This is a genomic window from Brevundimonas staleyi, assembly GCF_041893865.1.
GTDB classification, from domain to species: domain Bacteria; phylum Pseudomonadota; class Alphaproteobacteria; order Caulobacterales; family Caulobacteraceae; genus Brevundimonas; species Brevundimonas staleyi.
The window spans coordinates 592,853-610,454 of the sequence record NZ_CP169082.1 but is presented as its reverse complement, the minus strand read 5'-3'; the positions used below and the strand labels follow the sequence as shown (position 1 = coordinate 610,454).

Genomic DNA, 17,602 nt, shown 5'->3' with positions numbered 1-17,602 from the left:
CTCTGTCAGGCGGGAAGGAAAGGGTTTTCGACCCGGACCGACCCGTAGGTCTGCCCGTGTCTGAGGTCTTCGGAGTAGAGAACTTTTGCGCCCAGGCGCTCGGCGGCGGCGATGATCGCGCCGTCCCAGTAGCTGATCTGATAGCGGCGGGCGTTGTCGATGCCGGCCAGAACGACGTCGGGCGTCACGGGCTGACACGGCTTGAGGGCGATGGTGCGGACCCACTCGCGCGCCTTGTCCGGCGACAGGGGGGTTTCGCTCTTGCGGGTGGCGTTGTTGTAGAACTCGGCCAGAACCTGGCCCGAGGTGCAATAGTCCTCGGTCAGCACGATCTCGCGCGCGCGGTCCCACCGACGACCGGCGTGGTCACGGCCCAGCGCGGCGTAGAGCAGCACATCGGTGTCGAGGAAGACCTCAGAATTCGCGATCAAACCGAGGTTCCCCGCTGTAGGTCTCTTCGCGCGTCGGCGGGCGCCAGCCTTCGCCGCCCCGGCCCTCGGATTCGTCGATCAGCTTGAGCAGCGCCTCGCGCGCCTCGTCCTTGGACGTTTCCTGCTGAACCCACTGGGTCAGGAAACCCCGCACCGCTTCGTTCACGGTGGTCCGCTTCATGGCGGCCAGCACCCGCACCTTGTCGAGCAGGTCGTCGTCGATGGCGAGGGTGAGGTTGCGGGTCACCCCTGCCGATTACACGGGTTATGTGGAGCACACAATCCGTGCGGACCGCTCAGATCGGCGTCAGCAGGCCCAGCCGACGCAGCAGCCCCGCCTGCCAGGGCCGCAGGGCGTAAAGGTCGGCGAACAGGGCCGCCTCCCGGCCGTCGGCGCGCGCGGCGGCATAGGCGGCCTGCTGGCGCCGGCGGCGACGGCCCATCTCGACGACATCCTTGCTCGCCAGACGCCGGTCCCATTTGGCGCGCCAGGCGTCCAGACCGATGGCGTCGTGGTGCAGCAGCCAGGCCGTGCGGCCCGTGCGCGGATCGCGCGCGCGAACCGCCTTCAGGGGTTTTCCGTCGCGCTTGGATTCGTGGATGCAGACCATCAGGTCGGGCCGTCCGCGCCGCACCGCATGCTTGCCCATGTGGTGCGCGAGCAGGCCGTGGACGAAGAAGGCGCCGCGCCCTCCATAGATCAGGGCGGCGAACTGGTCGGAACAGGGGCCGTGATAGGACTTCCTCGCCCAGACCGATCCGTACTCGCGGGTCAGGTCGTCGCCCGCGCGCCAGACGGCCTCGACGGTCGGAAAGATCACGGCCTCGCGGGTCTCCGGCGCCGCCGACAGGACCTCCCCGACATCAGGGCCGTCCAACATGAACTCGTCGACGTCGACCACCAGAAGCCAGTCGGCCTCGAGACTGGAATAGGCCTCGGCGTACACGACCCGCTGTCGGTGCTCGACCGCCCCTGGCCGCCCGCCGCGCGGGGCCCAGAAGGCGGCGTCGCAGGCGACGAGGTCGCCGTGGGCCAGGCCGACCACCGCCGCATCCGGCGTCTCCGCGGCGTCGAAATAGACCCGAATGCGCCCCGCGCCCTTCGCCCGATAATGATCGACGAAGGCGGCCACATGCCGCTCCGGCGCCAGGGCCATGGCGACGACCTCGAAGGTGGCCAAGCGCGATTGCTCCGTAAATGGGGTTCGAGACCAGTATTATCGCATGACCCAAAAAGAAAAAGCGCCGGGCCGAGGCCCGACGCTTTTGACTCACGCGATTGTCGCCTGGATCAGCCGACCGCCGCGACGATCTTCTGGGCGGCGTCGTCGAGGTCGTCGGCGGCCTGGATGGTCAGGCCCGACTCGTTCAGGATTTTCTTGCCCAGCTCGGCGTTGGTGCCCTCGAGGCGGACGACCAGCGGCACCTTCAGGCCCACTTCCTTCACGGCCGCGACCACGCCCTCGGCGATGACGTCGCACTTCATGATGCCGCCGAAGATGTTGACCAGGATGCCCTGGACGGCCGGGTCGGCGGTGATGATCTTGAAGGCCGCCGCGACCTTGTCCTTGCCGGCGCCGCCGCCGACGTCGCAGAAGTTGGCCGGCTCCTTGCCGTACAGCTTGATGATGTCCATCGTCGCCATGGCCAGACCGGCGCCGTTGACCATGCAGCCGATGTTGCCGTCCAGCGCGACGTAGGCCAGGTCCCAGGCCGAGGCCTCGATCTCCTTGGCGTCTTCTTCGGTCTCGTCACGCAGGGCCTTGATGTCCTCGTGGCGGAACAGGGCGTTGCCGTCGAACGAGACCTTGGCGTCCAGGACGCGCAGGTGGCCGTCCTTCATCACGATCAGGGGGTTCACCTCCAGCATGTCCATGTCCTTCTCGACGAAGGCCTTGTAGAGCGCGGGGAACAGCGACTTGGCGTCCTCGGCGGCCGCTCCGGTCAGCGCGTAGGCGGCGACGATCTTGGCCACGTCGTCGGCGGTGACGCCGGTTTCCGGGTCGATGACGATGTTCTGGATTTTCTCGGGCGTGTCGTGGGCGACGGCCTCGATGTCCATGCCGCCCTCGGTCGAGACGACGAAGGCGATGCGGCCGTACTGACGGTCGACCAGCAGCGAGCAGTAGAGCTCACGGTCGATGTCGGCGCCGTCCTCGATGTAGAGGCGGTTCACCTGCTTGCCGGCGTCACCGGTCTGGGCGGTGACCAGGGTGTTGCCCAGCATTTCCTTGGCATGAGCGACGGCCTCTTCGACCGAGAAGGCCAGGCGGACGCCGCCCTTGGCGTCGGCCGGCAGTTCCTTGAACTTGCCCTTGCCGCGGCCGCCGGCGTGGATCTGGGACTTCACGACATAGAGGGGGCCGGGCAGGGATTTCGCTGCGGCCTCGACCTCGTCGACCGAGGTGACGGCGACGCCCGCCGCGACCGGGGCTCCGAAGCCCTTGAGGACCTGCTTGGCCTGATATTCGTGAATGTTCATGGATGCGCCCAACGTCTCTCAGGGAGGAATTGGCCGCGCTTATAGGCGCGCCCGCTTCGCAGGTGCAACCGTCTGCCGACGACGTTCGCCATCCATCCCGAGGGACGGACGGCGGTCTTTGCGGTCAAGGACTGACGTTTTCGCTTGGTTTGCGACGTTTGCCGTAACCGAAATCGCCGAAAACGGCGGTCCTGGCATGGTCGAAATCACCGCCGGATTCTCAGTCGATCCAGTCCTTCTTCAGGGTCCGCGACGCCCCGATCAGCAGGACGGCGGCCATCAGATAGAAGCCCATGCCGGTGTAGATGGCCCAGCGCAGGCTCTCGTCGCCGAAGCGCGGGGCCAGAAGGTCGCTCATCCACCCGAAGTAGTAGAAGCCGACGGCCAGGCCGAGCAGGTTGTTGATCAGAAGGAAGATGGCCGAGGCGGTCGAACGCATCGGCGCGGGCGCGATATGCTGGACCGCCGCCGTGATCGGACCCAGCCAGGCTAGGTTCAGACCCGTCGGGATCAGGAAGATCAGGAAGGCCAGGGTCAGCTGCTGCACCTGCGACCCGCCGCCCGGCAGGACCAGACCGATCAGCCACGGCGAGTTCATCGCCAGGATGAAACAGGGCGCCGAGATCAGGAAGGCGATGGCCGGCGTCAGCGGATAGGCGCCCTTGCCGCGCTTGCCCAGCTTGTCGGCGATCATGCCTCCGCCCCAGATGCCCAAGAGGCCGCCGATCAGGGCGATGCCCGAATAATACCAGCTGGTCTGGGCCAGGGTCAGGTCGAAGCTGCGCATGAAGAAGAGCGGCAGCCAGCCCGCCACGCCGTAGCCGCAGACCGAGGACGAGGCCGCGCCGAAGGCCAGCAGCCAGAAGCTGGGCTTGGGCATGACGACCGAGGCGGTGGCGCGGGCGACCCAGAAGGAAATCCCGATGACCACGGCCAGGAGGCCGCCGAACAGCAGCACCAGCGGATTGCCGATGGCCAGACCCGCGAACCGGCCGAGCGCGGCCAGGACCAGGCAGCCTCCGCCGAGGCCCAGCATGATCTGGGCGGCGGTGCGGCCGACCTTGTCCGAGCCCTTGGCGGGAACGGAGGCGGCGACCGGGGCGGCATCGACGGGCGCGACGACGGGCTTGGGCGCATCCGTGCCGCCGCGCACCGGATCCTTGACCGTCAGGCGCAGCAAGGGGGCGATCAGGAGGCCCAATAGACCGACCACGATGAAGGCGGTGCGCCAGCCGTAGGTCGCGGCCAGGAGACCCCCGACCAGGGTGCCGGCTGCGGTGCCCAGCGGAATGCCGAAGGCGAAGGCGGCGAGCGCCCGCGCGCGCTGGTTGGGCGGGAAATAGTCGGCGATCAGCGAATAGGCCGGGGCCACGCCGCCCGCCTCCCCCACGCCCACCCCCATGCGGAACAGGAACAGCTGGCCGAACGACCCGGCCATGCCGCAGAGCGCCGTGAACGACGACCAGACGGCCAGGGCGCCCGTCATGATCCAGACCCGGCTGGCCCGGTCGGCGAGCGCCGCCAGCGGAATGGCCAGGGTCGAATAGACCGAGGCGAAGGCGATGCCGCCGAGCAGCCCGAACTGGCTGTCCGACATCCCGAACTCTTCCTTCAGCGGCGCGGCCAGGATGCCGATGATCTGCCGGTCCAGGAAGTTCAACATGTAGACCAGGATCAGGATCGCCAGGACGTAGTAGCGGTATCCGGGCTTCATCGGGACTGGTGCGACCGTATCCGTCATCGGGGTTTCCTCTGGACTCTCGTTCCTTGCCTTGACCGTAGCGGCGGCATGGCAGGCTGCAAAAGAAAAAGGGCGGCGGCTCCTTCGAACCGCCGCCCCAGGCGCATCATGGGAGGTTTAGTACCGGACGGTGACCGACGCCGAGAAGGTGCGCGGCGGGCCGTAGAAGGCCGAGATCGAGTTGTTGTAGGTGGGGCCGGCGAAGTTGTAGCCGCCGACCTTGTACTCTTCGTCCGTCAGGTTCTTGCCGGTCAGGGCGACCTGATAGTGGCCGCTGGGCGCGGTCCAGACGGCGGCCAGATCCACCAGGGTGTAGGCGCCCTGGTCGAGGACCGGGTCCGGCGCGTCGAACAGGTGGTAGGCCGAACGGTAGGACAGCGACGGGGTGATGTTCAGCTCGCCGCCGGCCAGATCGCCCGACCAGGTCACCGCCCAGAAGCCCGACCAGGTGGGCGAGTTCTGCGGCTCGCGGGTGTCGGAGATGTCCACCGGCGTGCCGGTCACCAGCGTAATGAACTGGTCGAACTCGTTTTTCAGGTAACCGATCGAGAAGTTCGAGGTCAGGCTGTCGGTCAGGAAGGCGCGGCCTTCGAACTCGAAACCGTAGATGGTCGAGGCGCCGGCGTTGTCGACGACCGAGGCGATGCCCACGGCCGGCGCGGTCGCGACCTGCTGGGTCGTGATCTGCTGGTCCTTGTAGTCCGAGTAGAAGGCGGCCGAGGCGAACGACAGGCGGTTGTCGAAGGCCGTGCCCTTCAGGCCCAGCTCATAGGTGGTGACCGTCTCGGGCTGGTAGCCGTTGACCGTCTGGGGCACCAGGGCGGCGTCGCCGCGCATGTCCCAGCCGCCCGACTTGAAGCCCTGCGAGATCGAGGCGTAGCCGGTCAGGGCGTCGGTCAGGTCATACGAAACGCTGACGCGCGGCGTGAACTTCTCGAAGGTGTCCGCCGCCATGTAGTTGGTGCGGGTCTGCAGGATCGGACGCACCGCGCCGCCGGTCAGGGGCGTGCGGGTGGCGCCGAGGTAGAAGAAGCGCTGAACCTGGGCGTCCTTCTTGTCCTGGGTCCAGCGACCGCCGATCGAGGCGTGCAGGCGATCCGAGAAGTCGTAGCTGAAGTCGGCATAGGCCGAGAGCGACTCGGTGTTGACGTAGCCGGCGGCCGCGATGGCGACGCCCAGGTTGCCGGCGATGGTGTCGAACACGCCCGAGGATTCGCCGTCGAGGTAGTAGAGGCCCGCCACGCCCGACCAGTTGTCGCCCGAGAACAGGGCCTGGAATTCCTGGGTGAACTGTTTGTCCGAATAGATGGCCGGGATGTCGAGCGTCGGCAGCGGCGTCTGGTCGAAGTCGATGACGGTGGCCGTGTCGCCGCTGCGCCAGCCCGAGATCGACTTCAGGGTCAGGCTGTCGTTGACCGTGTATTCGACCGTGACGGCCGTGCCCTGGGTCTGGACTTCCTGGTTGCCCTGGATGCCGGCGTTGGTGTCGTAGACGCTGGCCGGGGGCGTGTAGCCGCCGACCGTCGAGTTGACTTCGCGGTGGCCGTTACGCGGGGCCGAGTCATCCTCGACGCGGTCCCAGGCGAAACGCACGAACAGCTGGTCGGTGGGGGTCCACTCGGCGCTGGCGCGATAGGCGGTGACGTTCTTGTCGTACTGGTCCTCGCCGGTGAACAGGTTGGTGCCGAAGCCGTCACGGTCGTATTTGGCGAAGGCGCCGCCCACCGCGAACGTGTCGCCCAGCGGGATGGTGGCCGAGACCAGGGCGTCGCGCTGGTTGTAGCTGCCCAGGGTGCCGCGGCCCATGAACTCGAACTCGTCGCCCAGACGCTTGGTCACGTATTTGATCGCGCCGCCGATGGTGTTGCGGCCGTACAGGGTGCCTTGCGGACCGCGCAGGACCTCGATGCGGTTGACGTCGAAGATGTCGAGCACGGCGCCTTGCGGGCGGGCGACATAGACGTCGTCGATATACAGGCCCACGCCCGGCTCGAAGCCCCAGAGCGGGTCCTGCTGGCCGACGCCGCGGATGAAGGAGATCAGGGTCGAGTTGGAGCCGCGGGCGATCTGGACCGTGGCGTTCGGCGTCTGCTGCTGCAGGGCGGTGATGTCGGTGGCGCCGGTGTTTTCCAGCTGTTCCGACGACAGGGCCGAGACGGCGACCGGCACGTCCTTCAGCTGTTCGTCGCGGCGACGGGCGGTGACGACGACGTCGTCCAGCGCGGTCTGATCCGTCGACGGCGCGTCCTGCGCCATCACCATCGTGGACGCGGCGCTCCAGGCGGCCCCGGCCAGCAGCACGCTCTTCATGACTCTGTTCATGCGAAACCCTCTTCCTGTGTTGTTTCCAGCCGAGACGCTTTTATTCAGCGTTCGATGATTTTCGCGGAAACTGACGATCTTTGGCCCCGGTGTCAAACGGCAGCGCTTCCGTCAGGGCATGTCGGGTCTCGTCTGTGGCGCCGTTGCACCGACCCGGATTTTCATGGCTAGCTCCGGACCATGAGCAAGATGGACGTTTCGCCGCCCGTTCCCGCAACCCCCGCGAGACGGGGCCGCCCGCCGAAGGTGAAGACCGAGGGTGTCGGCGGCGACACGCGCGAATCCATCCTGGACGCGGCCGAGGATCTGTTTTCCAAACACGGCTTCTACGGCGTCACCATCCGCGAGGTGGCGCGCGAGGCGGGGGTCGATACGGCCCTGGTCCACTATTATTTCGGGGCCAAGCGGGATCTGTTCGACGCGGTCTTCCTGCGCCGGGCCGAGGTCTGGAACAACGAGCGGGTGGAGGCCATCAACCGCTACGCCCTGTCGAATGCGGGCACGATGACGCTGGAAGGGTTGCTGCGCGCCTTCCTGGAGCCGCCGTTCCAGTGGTCGTTGAAGGGCGGGCCGGGGTGGAAACACTATTCGGCCCTGGTGGCCCAGACCAACGCCAACCCGGCCTTCGGCGGCGAGACCATGGCCCGCTATTTCGACCCGGCGATCCGGCGCCTGATCGAGCTGGTCAAGGCGGTCCTGCCCGATGCGCGCGAGGTCGATCTCTATTGGGCCTACCACAACCTGTCGGGCGCCCTGACCCTGACGCTCGGCGAGACCGGGCGTCTGGACCGGCTGTCGGGAGGACTGTGCCGATCCGGCGATCTGGAGACGGCCTGCGACTACATGGTCCGGTTCGCGGCGGCGGGGTTCAGGGCCGTCTGTCCGAGCCAGACCTAGACAAAGACCCCGTTGCTTCGGCTAGCGGGAGATGGGCATAGGAGAGAAAATATTCTTACCTCTCCCTTGCGCCGGCAGATCGCGATCCTAAGTCCGTGTCAGGTCTTTGACACGTCGCAACCCATCGAACGCGCCTCCTGCGGAGGGGCCGCCCGATTTCGCATAATCTGGCACGACCTCGCCGCCGGACGACCCCAAGCTCTTGATTTGACTACGTTGGCACGTGGCACTTGGCACTCCGTTTTCGGAAACAGTGCCACCGCCGCGTAAATCCTAATGCAGCCGGATCGCCTGCCGCGCGCCCGACGCCGGCAGGTCGAACGCGGCGGCGGCGAAGGACGGCGGGCCGAACCGTCCTCTCGCATCGCGGGAGAACCCATAGGCCTCCCTGGGCAGGCCGATCGGCCACAGCGTCAGTTCGCCGTTCCCGTCCGTGTCGTGAAAGGCCGCCACCGCATAGCGGCCGGGCGGCAGGTCGGTCAGGGTCACCGTCGTCACCGGGCCGGTGCGGGCGACCATCCGGCTGACCACCGGGTTCTCGTTCCGGCGAAAGCTCTCGGCGTCGCGGTAGACGGCGATGGCGATCCGCCCGCCCGCCTCCCGCGTGGACAGGCTCAGGGTCAGATCCTGCGCCAGGACCGGCGAGGCCAGACCGGTCAGGAAAAGCGCCAGTCCGCTCGCCAAAATCGTCAACTTCATCGATATGCCTTCTGGTGCTCGCCCCGAGCCCACAGACCACGCGCCGGAGAGGTTCGTCCAGCCATGACCGAGACCGCCCGCGCCCGGCCCAAGCGTCCCCTCACCCTGGGCTTCCTGCGCGGCATGATCATCGCCTCGGCGGCCGGGGTCGTCCTGTCCCTGGTCGGCGCCTTCGGCAGCATCCACGCGCCGCTGTGGATCCGGCTCGCCTACTGGATCCCGGTCATGCTGGGCGGCGCGCTGTGGGGCCATGTCGCCTCGCGGATCGTCGAACGCTGGATCGATTCCGACGCCCGACCATGGCTGGCGATCGCGGCCTTGAGCGTGGTCATCGCCGGGCCGGTGACGATCATGGTCTGGGCCGTGACCGGACTGGTGTTCGAGGGGCGGCCCTATCCTCTGGCCACCCTCCCCATGCTGGTGGGCCACGTCCTGACCATCAGCGCAGTGATGAGCGCCATCAACGTCTTCCTGTCCAAGGCCCAGCCGATCGAGACCCACGCCGCCCCGGCCGGAGCCGCCCCGGCCCGCTTTCCCGACCGCCTGCCGATGAAGCTGCGCGGGGCCGCGATCCGGGCGGTGCAGGCCGAGGATCACTACCTCCGCATCCACACAGACCGGGGCTCGGACCTGATCCTGATGCGGCTGTCCGACGCACTGGACGAGTTGGAAGGCCTCGAAGGCGCCCAGACCCACCGCAGCTGGTGGGTGGCCAGGGACGCCGTCCGCGATGTGGCCCGAGGCGACGGCCGGGCGACCCTGACGCTGGAGGGCGGAGTCGAGGCCCCCGTCAGCCGCCGCTACGCCAAGGCCCTCCGCGACGCCGGCTGGTATTGAACGATCTTTCCCTCCCCCTCGGGGAAGGGTGGTCGGAGCCGAAGGCGGAGACCGGGTGGGGACGGCAAGGCAAGGCCCCACAGTCTGTCGCCGCGTCGCCTTCCCCTCCCACCCCGTCGCTGCGCGACGACCCTCCCCCGCAGGGGAGGGAGAACGCTCTGCCTACCCTCTCCACGCCCCATGGAACCCCGCCGGCAGGGCCACGTCCGCCCGCCAGGTCGCCACCGGCCCGTTCTCGACCGAGGCGACGTCGAAGACGTGAAGCTCCGTCATCCCCTCGGCCAGGTTGATCGACGGGGCGACCAGCCAGGCGTCGCGCTCGGCCGAGGCGCCGGGCTTGGGAACGAAGACCGCCTCCTCCATGATCTGGTCGTCGCCGAAGTTGAAGGCGTGGTTCCGGCCCGTCTTCCAGTCCTGCACCGCCAGACCGTTCGGCAGGGGACGACCGCCGCGCTCGCCCGCGACATGGACGGTCAGGCTGCGTTCCAGACCGGCCCGACGCGGGTCGCCCTTCGGGAACTCCGCCGCCACGCCCGAGGAGGTCATCTCCGCCCGGCCGTTCGGATAGAGGGTCACCAGCTTCAGCTCGCTGGGATTGCCGGGAACCGTGCCGCGGCCCTCGACCAGGACGCGGGCGCCCTCGATGGCGAAGGTATTGTCGCGGTTGGCGGCGACGTCGAAGCGGATCGTGCCGTCCGCCTCCTCCCAGCCGTCGCCCAGATGGAAGAAGCCGAAGGCCGGAAGCTCCCAGATCCGGGTCGAGGTCAGATCCGCCTTGTCCACCAACAGCACCTGGGTCCCCATCTCGGGCTTCCAGGCGAACTGGGTCGCATAGGGCATGCCCGCATGGTCGAAGACCCAGGGCTGGAGCACGAAGATCAGATGCCCCTCCGTCGCCGTGAAGTCGTGCAGGTAGGAGGCACGCGGCAGGCGGATCACCTGTGCGTCGATCAGCTCGCCCGAGGCCCGCAGATGCCAGACGATGGCCTGATCGCCGTGCAGCCCCACGTTCCACACCGTGCCGTCCGGTGCGAAGCGCGGGTGGGCCTGGAACGGCATGCCCTTCAGGTCGTCGCGCAGGGTGACGAACCGCTCGGTGGCCAGGGTCGAGGCGTCCATCTGTAGCGGCGACCCGCCCTCCCACAGGGCCCAGACCTTGTCGCCCGTGACCATCACCGCCGTGTTGGCCGCGCTGGCGTCGTCGGGCGAACCGATCCGGGCGCGGCTGTCGCCGGCCGTGCCGAAGCCGGGGGTGACGACGGCGTCGAGCTCGGTCTCGGTGCGCCGCTTGGGCGTGTCGGCGAAGCGGGCGGCGAGGGTCGCCTGCCCGTCAGAGATACGGAAGGACCGCATCAGGCCGTCCCCGTCGAACCAGTGGGTGGCGATGCCGCCCTGGCGGCGGAACTTCGCCGGGCCGTTGCGGAACAGGGTCCCTTCCAGCCCCGCCGGCGCCCGGCCGTGGACCAGACTGAGGGCGCGCGGCGCGACGTCGGCTTCCAGATCGGCGGTGGCCAGGGCCCAGGGGGCGGCGGCCTCCTGGGCGATCGCGGCGCGGACCATCTCGGGCGTGGCGACGGCAGCGGACAGGGCGGCGGCGCCCATCAGGAAGTGGCGGCGGGAGGGGGTCATGTCAGGTCTCGATTTCCGGAGCGGGGAACCGGGCTCAAGCAGCGAGCGACCGCGTCGCGAGCGTTAGCCCTCTTCAAGAATGACGATCAGCGGATGCTGATCGTCTGGGTCGTGGCGCCGGAGACGGCGAACCTAGCGCGGTCCCAGCCGGCGGGGCCCATGTTGCCGACGGCGTTGTTGGAAAAGGCGAAGGGCTCGGTCGGCATGCCGAAGGGGTTGGTGTCCATGCGGCCGTTGCCGTTCAGGTCGTGGAAGGCCTTCACCCCGTAGTCGCCGGCGGGCAGGTCCTCGAAGGTCGCGGCGGTCTGGCCGTTCGCGACGTCGACCTGGGCGACACGGACCGGCTGGCCGCCGTTGTAGGTCGCGGCGTCATAGAGGGCGACCATGATGGTCCCCGTGCGGGCCGAAGTGTCGAAGGTCAGGGCCAGGCTGGCGTCGTCGGCGGCGAAAGCCGGGGCGGCGGTCAGCAGGGCGGCGGCGGCGATCAGGGCGGTGCGGATCATGGTGGTGTTCCTTCAGGTCAGGGAGGCCCGGCGGGTCTCGATGTCCCGACCCTCGGCCCGGCCCGGCCCGGCCGCCAGCGGACTTGCGGCGACGGACGCCCCGGCTTCGTGAACGGCGACCTTCGACCACCCACGATGCGTGAACGAACACCTGTCGCCGCTTCCGTTCGCGAACGACCGTGTGGCCAGCGGACCCGTTTGGGCGCACCATGCGTTCCGGGGACAGATCGTCCTTTCCGGAGACTTCGCGATGGCCGTGCGTATCCTCGTCTCTTCCCTCGTCCTGGGCGCCGCCCTGACGACCGCCGCCTGCGCCAGCGGGCCGCGCACCCACCCGACCTATGGCGACGAGCTGGACCAGCTGACCGCCGAATGCCGCGAGCGGGGTGGCATCCTCAGCCCCGTCGCGGGCGCCCAGACGGGCCGGCCCCAGACCGACTACGTCTGCGAGATCCGGGGCGGGGCCAGCCGCCTGACCAGCCGGCCGAACTAGGGCTTCTTCTTCGCCCGGTTGAAGTCGGCGGCCGCCCGCATCAGGGCCTTGAAGGCGTCCGCGTCGACGTCTTCGCCTTCCTTCAGGTCGATGGCCCGGCGGGTGCCGCCGCCGAAGCCGGCGTTGAACAGGCCCGCCGGATCGGGCAGGGCCGCGCCGTGGGCGAAGGTCAGTTTGACATAGCCCTTGTAGACCTCGCCGGTGCAGAGAATGCCCGCGGCCTCCCACACGGGCACGCCCAGGGGGTTCGTGATCTTCTTCCACTTCACCGTCTCGACCACCTCCGGCAGGGCGTCGTGGATCAGGGCGCGCAGGTGGGACAGGGTCTGGCCGCGCCAGTCGCCGAGGCCGGCCAGCTTGGCGTCGATCTCCTGGGACGGGGTCGGATCGGTCACATCTTCTCTCCGGGCAGGGCGGCGGCCTGTTTGATCCAGTCCGCCAACTGGGCGTCGTCGAACGCGCCTTCCTTGATGTCGTGATAGCGGACGTCGCCGACCTTGGACGGGCCGGCCGGCATGGGCTCCAGCTGGGTCCCCCGGAAGAAGGTCACGCGCACGAAGGTCTTGTAGCAGTGCATGGAGGTGAACCAGCGGCCCTCCTCGACCGCATACATCGGCGTGTTCCACTTCACCGCCTTGGAGACACCGGGGACCGTCTTGACGATCAGGGCGTCGAGACGGCGACAGATGTCCTGTTTCCAGCCGGGGACGGCGTCGATGTAGGCCTGGACCGGGGCGTCGCCGAAGCCTTTCGGAATCTGCGGATTGTCGCCGGAGAGGAGGACGGGTTTGTCGCTCATGCCTCGCGCTCCAGAAGACCATCGAGGTTGTCGAGGAATTTCGCCCAGCCATGACGGGCGCCGCCATAGGCCTGGGGCTGGTCGGGGCGGAAGCCGGCTTGTTCCATCTTCAGATGGGTCCCGGCGCCCGTGGGCGTCAGGGTGAAGGTGACCACGCTCTTCAGCGCATAGCGGGGATCCTCGTTGTCGAAGTCCCAGCGGTAGGCCAGCGACCGCTCGGGCTCCAGCGTCAGGACCTCGCAGTCCAGCACCCCGCCCCAGTCGCCGGTCAGATGGAATTTGCGTCCGATCTCGGGAACGAAGTCGGTCTTCATCAGCCATTCCTCGATCAGGTGCGGCGTCGTCAGGGCGCGCCACAGCTTGGACGGCGGATGCGGAAACTCGCGCTCCACCACGACGGATTTCAGATCGCTCATTGGTCCATCCTGTTCAGAAGGTCGTCGAGGCTGTCCATCCTCGCCTCCCAGAATCCGGCCATCTGCTGGGTCCAGTCCATCAGGGGGGCCAGCGCAGCCAGTTGAGGGCTGTAGTGGGTCTGGCGGCCCGACTGGCGGTCGGCGACGAGGCCGGACGCCTTCAGCACGCCGAGATGTTTCGACACCGCCGGCTGGGACACCCCCGCCTCGGCCGTGATGGCCCCGACCGTCTGCTCTCCGTTCCGGCACAGCCGCTCGAAGATGCCCCGACGGGTCGGGTCGGCCAGGCAGCGGAACAGATCGTCGGTGGCGGGGGTCATTGAATGGATAGCCGGTCGGTTATGGGTTTTTGATAACTCCGTGGCTATAGGTCGTCAAGCCGGACTCCAGAACACCGTCCAAAGCGTCCGAAGAGTCCGAAGCGTTCGGATGGCGGACGAGGCGCCGGCGAACGGGCCAGTGTAGGGCTGTTGCGGCGGGCGCCAGGGATAAAATTTTCGGGCGTTGGAATCGTTGGGGAAAGGGGCGAATTCGGCGCCAACCGATTTTCCTTCTCCCCTTGCGGATCGACGAAGCGGGGATCAGTCCTCTTCAGACGGCGGGACCCAGTCCGGGTCGTTGACCGGATACCAGTCGGCAGCGAGGTCCAGCCACTCCGGATTGGCCTCCTCGATCAGCTTCAGCTTCCAGTCGCGCAGCCATTTCTTCAGCCGCTTCTCGCGCCGGATGGCATCGACGACCCATTGGTGCTGTTCGTACCAGACCAGCTGGACGCAGCCATGCTCGGCCGAATAGCCGTCGGGGTGGGTCCCGGTCTTGTGCTTCCAGACGCGGGCGCGGAGGTTCGAGGTCATCCCGACATAGACCCAGCCGTTCCGCTCGCTGGCCATGATGTAGGTCGCGATGAAGGTCCGGTGCGTCCCCATCCACACAACCTATGGGGTTATCGTCCCGTCGTCACGCGCCCCTCTCTTTTCGTCATCCTCCGGCGTAGCGAAGCGAAGACCGGGGGACGCAGCGGCGCCGAAGGCGATCTGTTCAGGCACGATGTCGGAAAGAGCGGAGTCCGCGACAGTGTCCTGCTCTCGCAGGCCGCTGCGTCCCCCGGTCTGCGCCGCGAAGGCGCGGCTTGCCGGAGGATGACGAAAGAAAGGAGCTAATCGACGTTTCTAAGCCGACGCTTCGCTTGCTCGAGACTGGGCGTAGGCTTCCGCGTGTTCTCGATAGGCGGCCATGTTCTGCCGGTCCTGCTCGCCGATCTGCAGCTCAGATAACCGACCATCCCGCTTGGCAATTCCCTCCATGAACTCGAACATCAAGCCCATGAGGATGGCTTGCCAACGTTTGGCGTCTTCAATGAACTTCAGCAAAAATCCAGATGGATCCTCACCGTGGACGGCTCCGCCAATTCTCAGGTGGAAATGGCGGTAGAAGTCATGCGCAATGAGATTTCTACGCTCATAGAAATCGATAAGCTCAGGCGTCCGAATGAGGAAAGCGTCGCCGAAAATAGTGACCAGCTGACCAAGCGTAGCTTTAAGCTCTGACGGATCGCCCCGTAGAAATTTCTCCCCGGACAATTTCGAGAAACGTCTGTCTCGCTGAGCGGCCGGCGTATGAGAGGCGTGAGCGGCAATTCCATAGAGTGCGAACTCTACGCGTTGGGCAGAGTAAAGAGCTAACCCAAGCAGGGTCATTTCTGTCTCGGTTGGGGGCGGAGCATTCGTTTTCGCTGCCATCTCAATGCACCCGCGCCTTCCCGATCTCCAGCCCCTCGCTCCCCGCTGACACGGCGATCACCGAGCCGTCGGCGATCTCGCCGGCCAGCAGCTTCTTCGCCATCGGATCCACCAAATCCTTCTGGATGACGCGCTTCAGCGGGCGCGCGCCGTAGACCGGGTCGTAGCCCTTGTCGGCAAGCCAGGCGGCGGCGCTGTCGTCGAGCGCCAGGGTCAGTCTCCGGTCGGCCATCAGCTTTTCCAGCCGCTGAAGCTGGATGCGGACGATGCCGGCCATCTGGTCGCGGCCGAGGCGGCGGAACAGGATGATCTCGTCGATGCGGTTCAGGAACTCCGGCCGGAAGTGGGCGCGGACGGCCTCCATGACGAAGGGCCTGACGGCCTCGACATCCTCGCCCTCGCCCTGATTGGCGAGCGCTTCCGAGCCCAGGTTGGAGGTCATGATGATCAGGGTGTTCTTGAAGTCGACGACGCGGCCCTGACCGTCGGTCAGGCGGCCGTCGTCCAGCACCTGGAGCAGGACGTTGAAGACGTCGGGGTGGGCCTTTTCGACCTCGTCGAACAGGATGACCTGATAGGGTCGGCGACGCACCGCCTCGGTCAGGGCGCCGCCCTCGTCATAGCCGACGTAGCCCGGAGGGGCGCCGATCAGGCGGCTGACGCTGTGCTTCTCCATATACTCCGACATGTCGATGCGGGTGATGGCGCTGTCGTCGTCGAACAGGAAGGCGGCGAGCGCCTTGGTCAGCTCGGTCTTTCCGACGCCGGTGGGCCCAAGGAAGAGGAAGCTGCCCAGCGGGCGGTTGGGGTCGTTCAGGCCCGCGCGCGCCCGGCGGACGGCGTCGGCCACGGCCTCCAGCGCCGCGTCCTGACCCACCACGCGACCGCGCAGCGTGTCCTCCATCGACAGCAGTTTCTCGCGCTCGCCCTCCAGCATCTTGTCGACTGGGACGCCGGTCCAGCGGGAGACGACGGCGGCGATCTGCTGGGCGTCCACGACCTCGGGCGTCAGGGCGCTGGCCTGGCCCTCGGCAGCCTCGGCCTCGGCGAGCTGTTTCTCGATCTGGGGGATCTGGCCGTAGGCGATCTCGGACGCGCGGCCGAGGTCGCCGTTGCGTTGGGCAAGCGCCAGATCGGCGCGCAGACGATCCAGCGTCTCGCGCAGCTGGGCCGAGGCGCCGACCTTGTCCTTCTCGGCCTTCCAGCGGGCGGTCAGGTCGTCGCTTTCGACCTCGAGGTCTGAGATTTCGTCTTCGAGTTTTTCCAGACGCTGGACGGAGGCGCTGTCGGTCTCCTTCTTCAGGGCCTCGCGCTCGATCTTCAGCTGCACCAGACGGCGGTCGATCTCGTCGAGCGCTTCGGGCTTGGAATCGACGGCCATGCGGACGCGCGAGCCGGCCTCGTCGATCAGGTCGATCGCCTTGTCGGGCAGGAAGCGGTCGGTGATGTAGCGGTTCGACAGGGTGGCGGCCGCGACGATGGCGCTGTCGGAAATGCGGACCCCGTGGTGGACCTCGTACTTCTCCTTCAGGCCGCGCAGGATGGAGACGGTGTCCTCCACCGTCGGCTCCTCGACGAAGACCGGCTGGAAGCGGCGGGCCAGGGCCGGGTCCTTCTCGACGTGCTTGCGATACTCATCCAGCGTGGTGGCGCCGACGCAGTGCAGTTCGCCGCGCGCGAGGGCGGGCTTCAACAGGTTGGAGGCGTCCATGGCGCCGTCGCCCTTTCCGGCGCCGACCAGGGTGTGCATCTCGTCGATGAAGAGGATGATCTGGCCCTCGGCGGCCGTGACCTCGCCCAGCACGGCCTTCAGCCGCTCCTCGAACTCGCCGCGATATTTCGCGCCGGCGATCAGGGAGCCCATGTCGAGCGCCATCACCACCTTGTCCTTCAGGCTCTCGGGCACGTCACCGTTGACGATGCGCAGCGCCAGACCCTCGACGATGGCGGTCTTGCCGACGCCGGGTTCGCCGATCAGGACGGGGTTGTTCTTGGTGCGCCGGGCCAGGACCTGGATGGTGCGGCGGATCTCCTCGTCGCGGCCGATGACCGGGTCGATCTTCTGGTCGCGGGCGGCCTGGGTCAGGTCGCGGGCGTAGCGTTTCAGGGCGTCGTAGCCGTCCTCGGCGGCGGCAGAGTCGGCCGTCTTGCCCTTGCGGATATCGGAGACGGCGGCGTCGAGCTTGTCGGCCGTGACGCCGGCGGACTTCAGGGCGTCGCCGGCCGGGCCGCCCTCGCGGGCGATGGCGGCGAGGATGCGTTCGGTGGTGACGAAGGCGTCGCCGGCGGACTTGGCGGCTGCTTCCGCGCCCGCAAAGACGCGGGCGGTGGCGCCGTCGAGATAGAGCTGGCCCGTGCCGCCCTCGACCTGGGGCCGTTTCTTCAGCAGGGCCTCGGCTGCGTCGGCGGCCCTCGTGGCATCACCCCCGGCGGCGGTGATCAGGGTGCGGGCCAGACCGTCGCGCTCCTCAAGCAGCACCTTCAGAAGGTGCTCGGGCGCGAACTGCTGGTGCTTTCTGGCGAGGGCCAGGGACTGGGCGGACTGGACCGCCTGTTTGGCGCGGTCGGAATAGAGGTCGAGGTTCAAGGCGTATCCCTTTGGAAGCGGATGCCG

At 67.6% G+C, this 17,602-nt stretch carries 19 protein-coding genes; 3 read left to right on the top strand and 16 right to left on the bottom strand.

Annotated elements, in window-relative coordinates:
• Positions 1 to 5 precede the first annotated feature (5 nt).
• The 6 genes from ACETK8_RS03090 to ACETK8_RS03065 all read right to left on the bottom strand — a co-directional run bounded on the left by ACETK8_RS03090 (position 6) and on the right by ACETK8_RS03065 (position 6,976).
• On the bottom strand, positions 6 to 431 hold the full coding sequence (locus ACETK8_RS03090; protein ID WP_374038059.1) for a PIN domain-containing protein: 426 nt from the start codon (positions 429 to 431) through the stop codon (positions 6 to 8).
• Positions 415 to 678 (bottom strand): hypothetical protein, encoded by a 264-nt coding sequence (locus ACETK8_RS03085; RefSeq protein WP_374038058.1) that lies wholly within the window; start codon positions 676 to 678, stop codon positions 415 to 417. Before ACETK8_RS03085 ends, ACETK8_RS03090 begins: the two co-directional genes overlap by 17 nt.
• A 49-nt stretch (positions 679 to 727) precedes the next feature.
• A complete protein-coding gene (locus ACETK8_RS03080) occupies positions 728 to 1,612 on the bottom strand; it encodes a glycosyltransferase family 2 protein (RefSeq protein WP_374038057.1) in 885 nt (294 codons plus the stop codon).
• A gap of 110 nt (positions 1,613 to 1,722) precedes the next feature.
• The gene (gene sucC, locus ACETK8_RS03075; protein ID WP_374038056.1) at positions 1,723 to 2,913 is read right to left on the bottom strand and encodes an ADP-forming succinate--CoA ligase subunit beta; all 1,191 of its coding nucleotides are present in this window, start codon (positions 2,911 to 2,913) and stop codon (positions 1,723 to 1,725) included.
• A 220-nt stretch (positions 2,914 to 3,133) separates the two neighbouring features.
• Positions 3,134 to 4,654, bottom strand: a complete 1,521-nt coding sequence (locus ACETK8_RS03070) for a spinster family MFS transporter (RefSeq protein ID WP_374038055.1) — start codon at positions 4,652 to 4,654, stop codon at positions 3,134 to 3,136.
• A gap of 117 nt (positions 4,655 to 4,771) precedes the next feature.
• A complete protein-coding gene (locus ACETK8_RS03065) occupies positions 4,772 to 6,976 on the bottom strand; it encodes a TonB-dependent receptor (protein ID WP_374038054.1) in 2,205 nt (734 codons plus the stop codon).
• A gap of 180 nt (positions 6,977 to 7,156) precedes the next feature.
• On the opposite strand from ACETK8_RS03065, the gene ACETK8_RS03060 reads away from it, so the two are divergent.
• Positions 7,157 to 7,873 (top strand): TetR/AcrR family transcriptional regulator, encoded by a 717-nt coding sequence (locus tag ACETK8_RS03060; RefSeq protein WP_374038053.1) that lies wholly within the window; start codon positions 7,157 to 7,159, stop codon positions 7,871 to 7,873.
• A 273-nt stretch (positions 7,874 to 8,146) separates the two neighbouring features.
• Here the strand turns inward: ACETK8_RS03060 and ACETK8_RS03055 are convergent, their stop codons facing one another.
• The gene (locus tag ACETK8_RS03055; protein WP_374038052.1) at positions 8,147 to 8,572 is read right to left on the bottom strand and encodes a DUF2141 domain-containing protein; all 426 of its coding nucleotides are present in this window, start codon (positions 8,570 to 8,572) and stop codon (positions 8,147 to 8,149) included.
• Between the two features lie 63 nt (positions 8,573 to 8,635).
• Between ACETK8_RS03055 and ACETK8_RS03050 the strand changes: the two genes are divergently transcribed.
• Positions 8,636 to 9,409, top strand: coding sequence for a LytTR family DNA-binding domain-containing protein (locus ACETK8_RS03050; protein WP_374038051.1), 774 nt, complete (start codon positions 8,636 to 8,638; stop codon positions 9,407 to 9,409).
• 162 nt (positions 9,410 to 9,571) lie between these two features.
• Here ACETK8_RS03050 and ACETK8_RS03045 read toward each other — a convergent pair whose 3' ends face one another.
• Together ACETK8_RS03045 and ACETK8_RS03040 are read right to left on the bottom strand one after the other, a co-directional pair.
• The gene (locus ACETK8_RS03045; protein ID WP_374038050.1) at positions 9,572 to 11,038 is read right to left on the bottom strand and encodes a carotenoid oxygenase family protein; all 1,467 of its coding nucleotides are present in this window, start codon (positions 11,036 to 11,038) and stop codon (positions 9,572 to 9,574) included.
• Between the two features lie 86 nt (positions 11,039 to 11,124).
• A complete protein-coding gene (locus ACETK8_RS03040) occupies positions 11,125 to 11,541 on the bottom strand; it encodes a DUF2141 domain-containing protein (RefSeq protein WP_374038049.1) in 417 nt (138 codons plus the stop codon).
• A 250-nt stretch (positions 11,542 to 11,791) separates the two neighbouring features.
• Between ACETK8_RS03040 and ACETK8_RS03035 the strand changes: the two genes are divergently transcribed.
• Positions 11,792 to 12,034, top strand: coding sequence for a hypothetical protein (locus ACETK8_RS03035; RefSeq protein ID WP_374038048.1), 243 nt, complete (start codon positions 11,792 to 11,794; stop codon positions 12,032 to 12,034).
• Here the strand turns inward: ACETK8_RS03035 and ACETK8_RS03030 are convergent.
• The 7 genes from ACETK8_RS03030 to clpB form a co-directional block, all read right to left on the bottom strand.
• A complete protein-coding gene (locus ACETK8_RS03030; RefSeq protein WP_374038047.1) occupies positions 12,031 to 12,429 on the bottom strand; it encodes a DUF1801 domain-containing protein in 399 nt (132 codons plus the stop codon). The two genes, ACETK8_RS03035 and ACETK8_RS03030, sit on opposite strands and share 4 nt — an antisense overlap.
• The gene (locus ACETK8_RS03025) at positions 12,426 to 12,833 is read right to left on the bottom strand and encodes a DUF1801 domain-containing protein (RefSeq protein WP_374038046.1); all 408 of its coding nucleotides are present in this window, start codon (positions 12,831 to 12,833) and stop codon (positions 12,426 to 12,428) included. Before ACETK8_RS03025 ends, ACETK8_RS03030 begins: the two co-directional genes overlap by 4 nt.
• Positions 12,830 to 13,249 carry an SRPBCC family protein gene (locus ACETK8_RS03020; RefSeq protein WP_374038045.1) on the bottom strand — a complete coding sequence of 140 codons (420 nt, stop codon included), beginning with the start codon at positions 13,247 to 13,249 and terminating at the stop codon, positions 12,830 to 12,832. The genes ACETK8_RS03025 and ACETK8_RS03020 overlap by 4 nt, the downstream gene beginning before the upstream one ends.
• The gene (locus tag ACETK8_RS03015) at positions 13,246 to 13,569 is read right to left on the bottom strand and encodes an ArsR/SmtB family transcription factor (RefSeq protein ID WP_374038044.1); all 324 of its coding nucleotides are present in this window, start codon (positions 13,567 to 13,569) and stop codon (positions 13,246 to 13,248) included. Before ACETK8_RS03015 ends, ACETK8_RS03020 begins: the two co-directional genes overlap by 4 nt.
• A gap of 261 nt (positions 13,570 to 13,830) precedes the next feature.
• On the bottom strand, positions 13,831 to 14,175 hold the full coding sequence (locus ACETK8_RS03010; protein WP_374038043.1) for a GIY-YIG nuclease family protein: 345 nt from the start codon (positions 14,173 to 14,175) through the stop codon (positions 13,831 to 13,833).
• Positions 14,176 to 14,418: 243 nt separating this feature from the next.
• The gene (locus tag ACETK8_RS03005) at positions 14,419 to 14,946 is read right to left on the bottom strand and encodes a hypothetical protein (protein WP_374038042.1); all 528 of its coding nucleotides are present in this window, start codon (positions 14,944 to 14,946) and stop codon (positions 14,419 to 14,421) included.
• 43 nt (positions 14,947 to 14,989) lie between these two features.
• Positions 14,990 to 17,575: an ATP-dependent chaperone ClpB gene (gene clpB, locus ACETK8_RS03000; RefSeq protein ID WP_374038041.1), complete on the bottom strand. Its 2,586-nt coding sequence runs from the start codon at positions 17,573 to 17,575 to the stop codon at positions 14,990 to 14,992.
• Between the last annotated feature and the right edge of the window lie 27 nt (positions 17,576 to 17,602).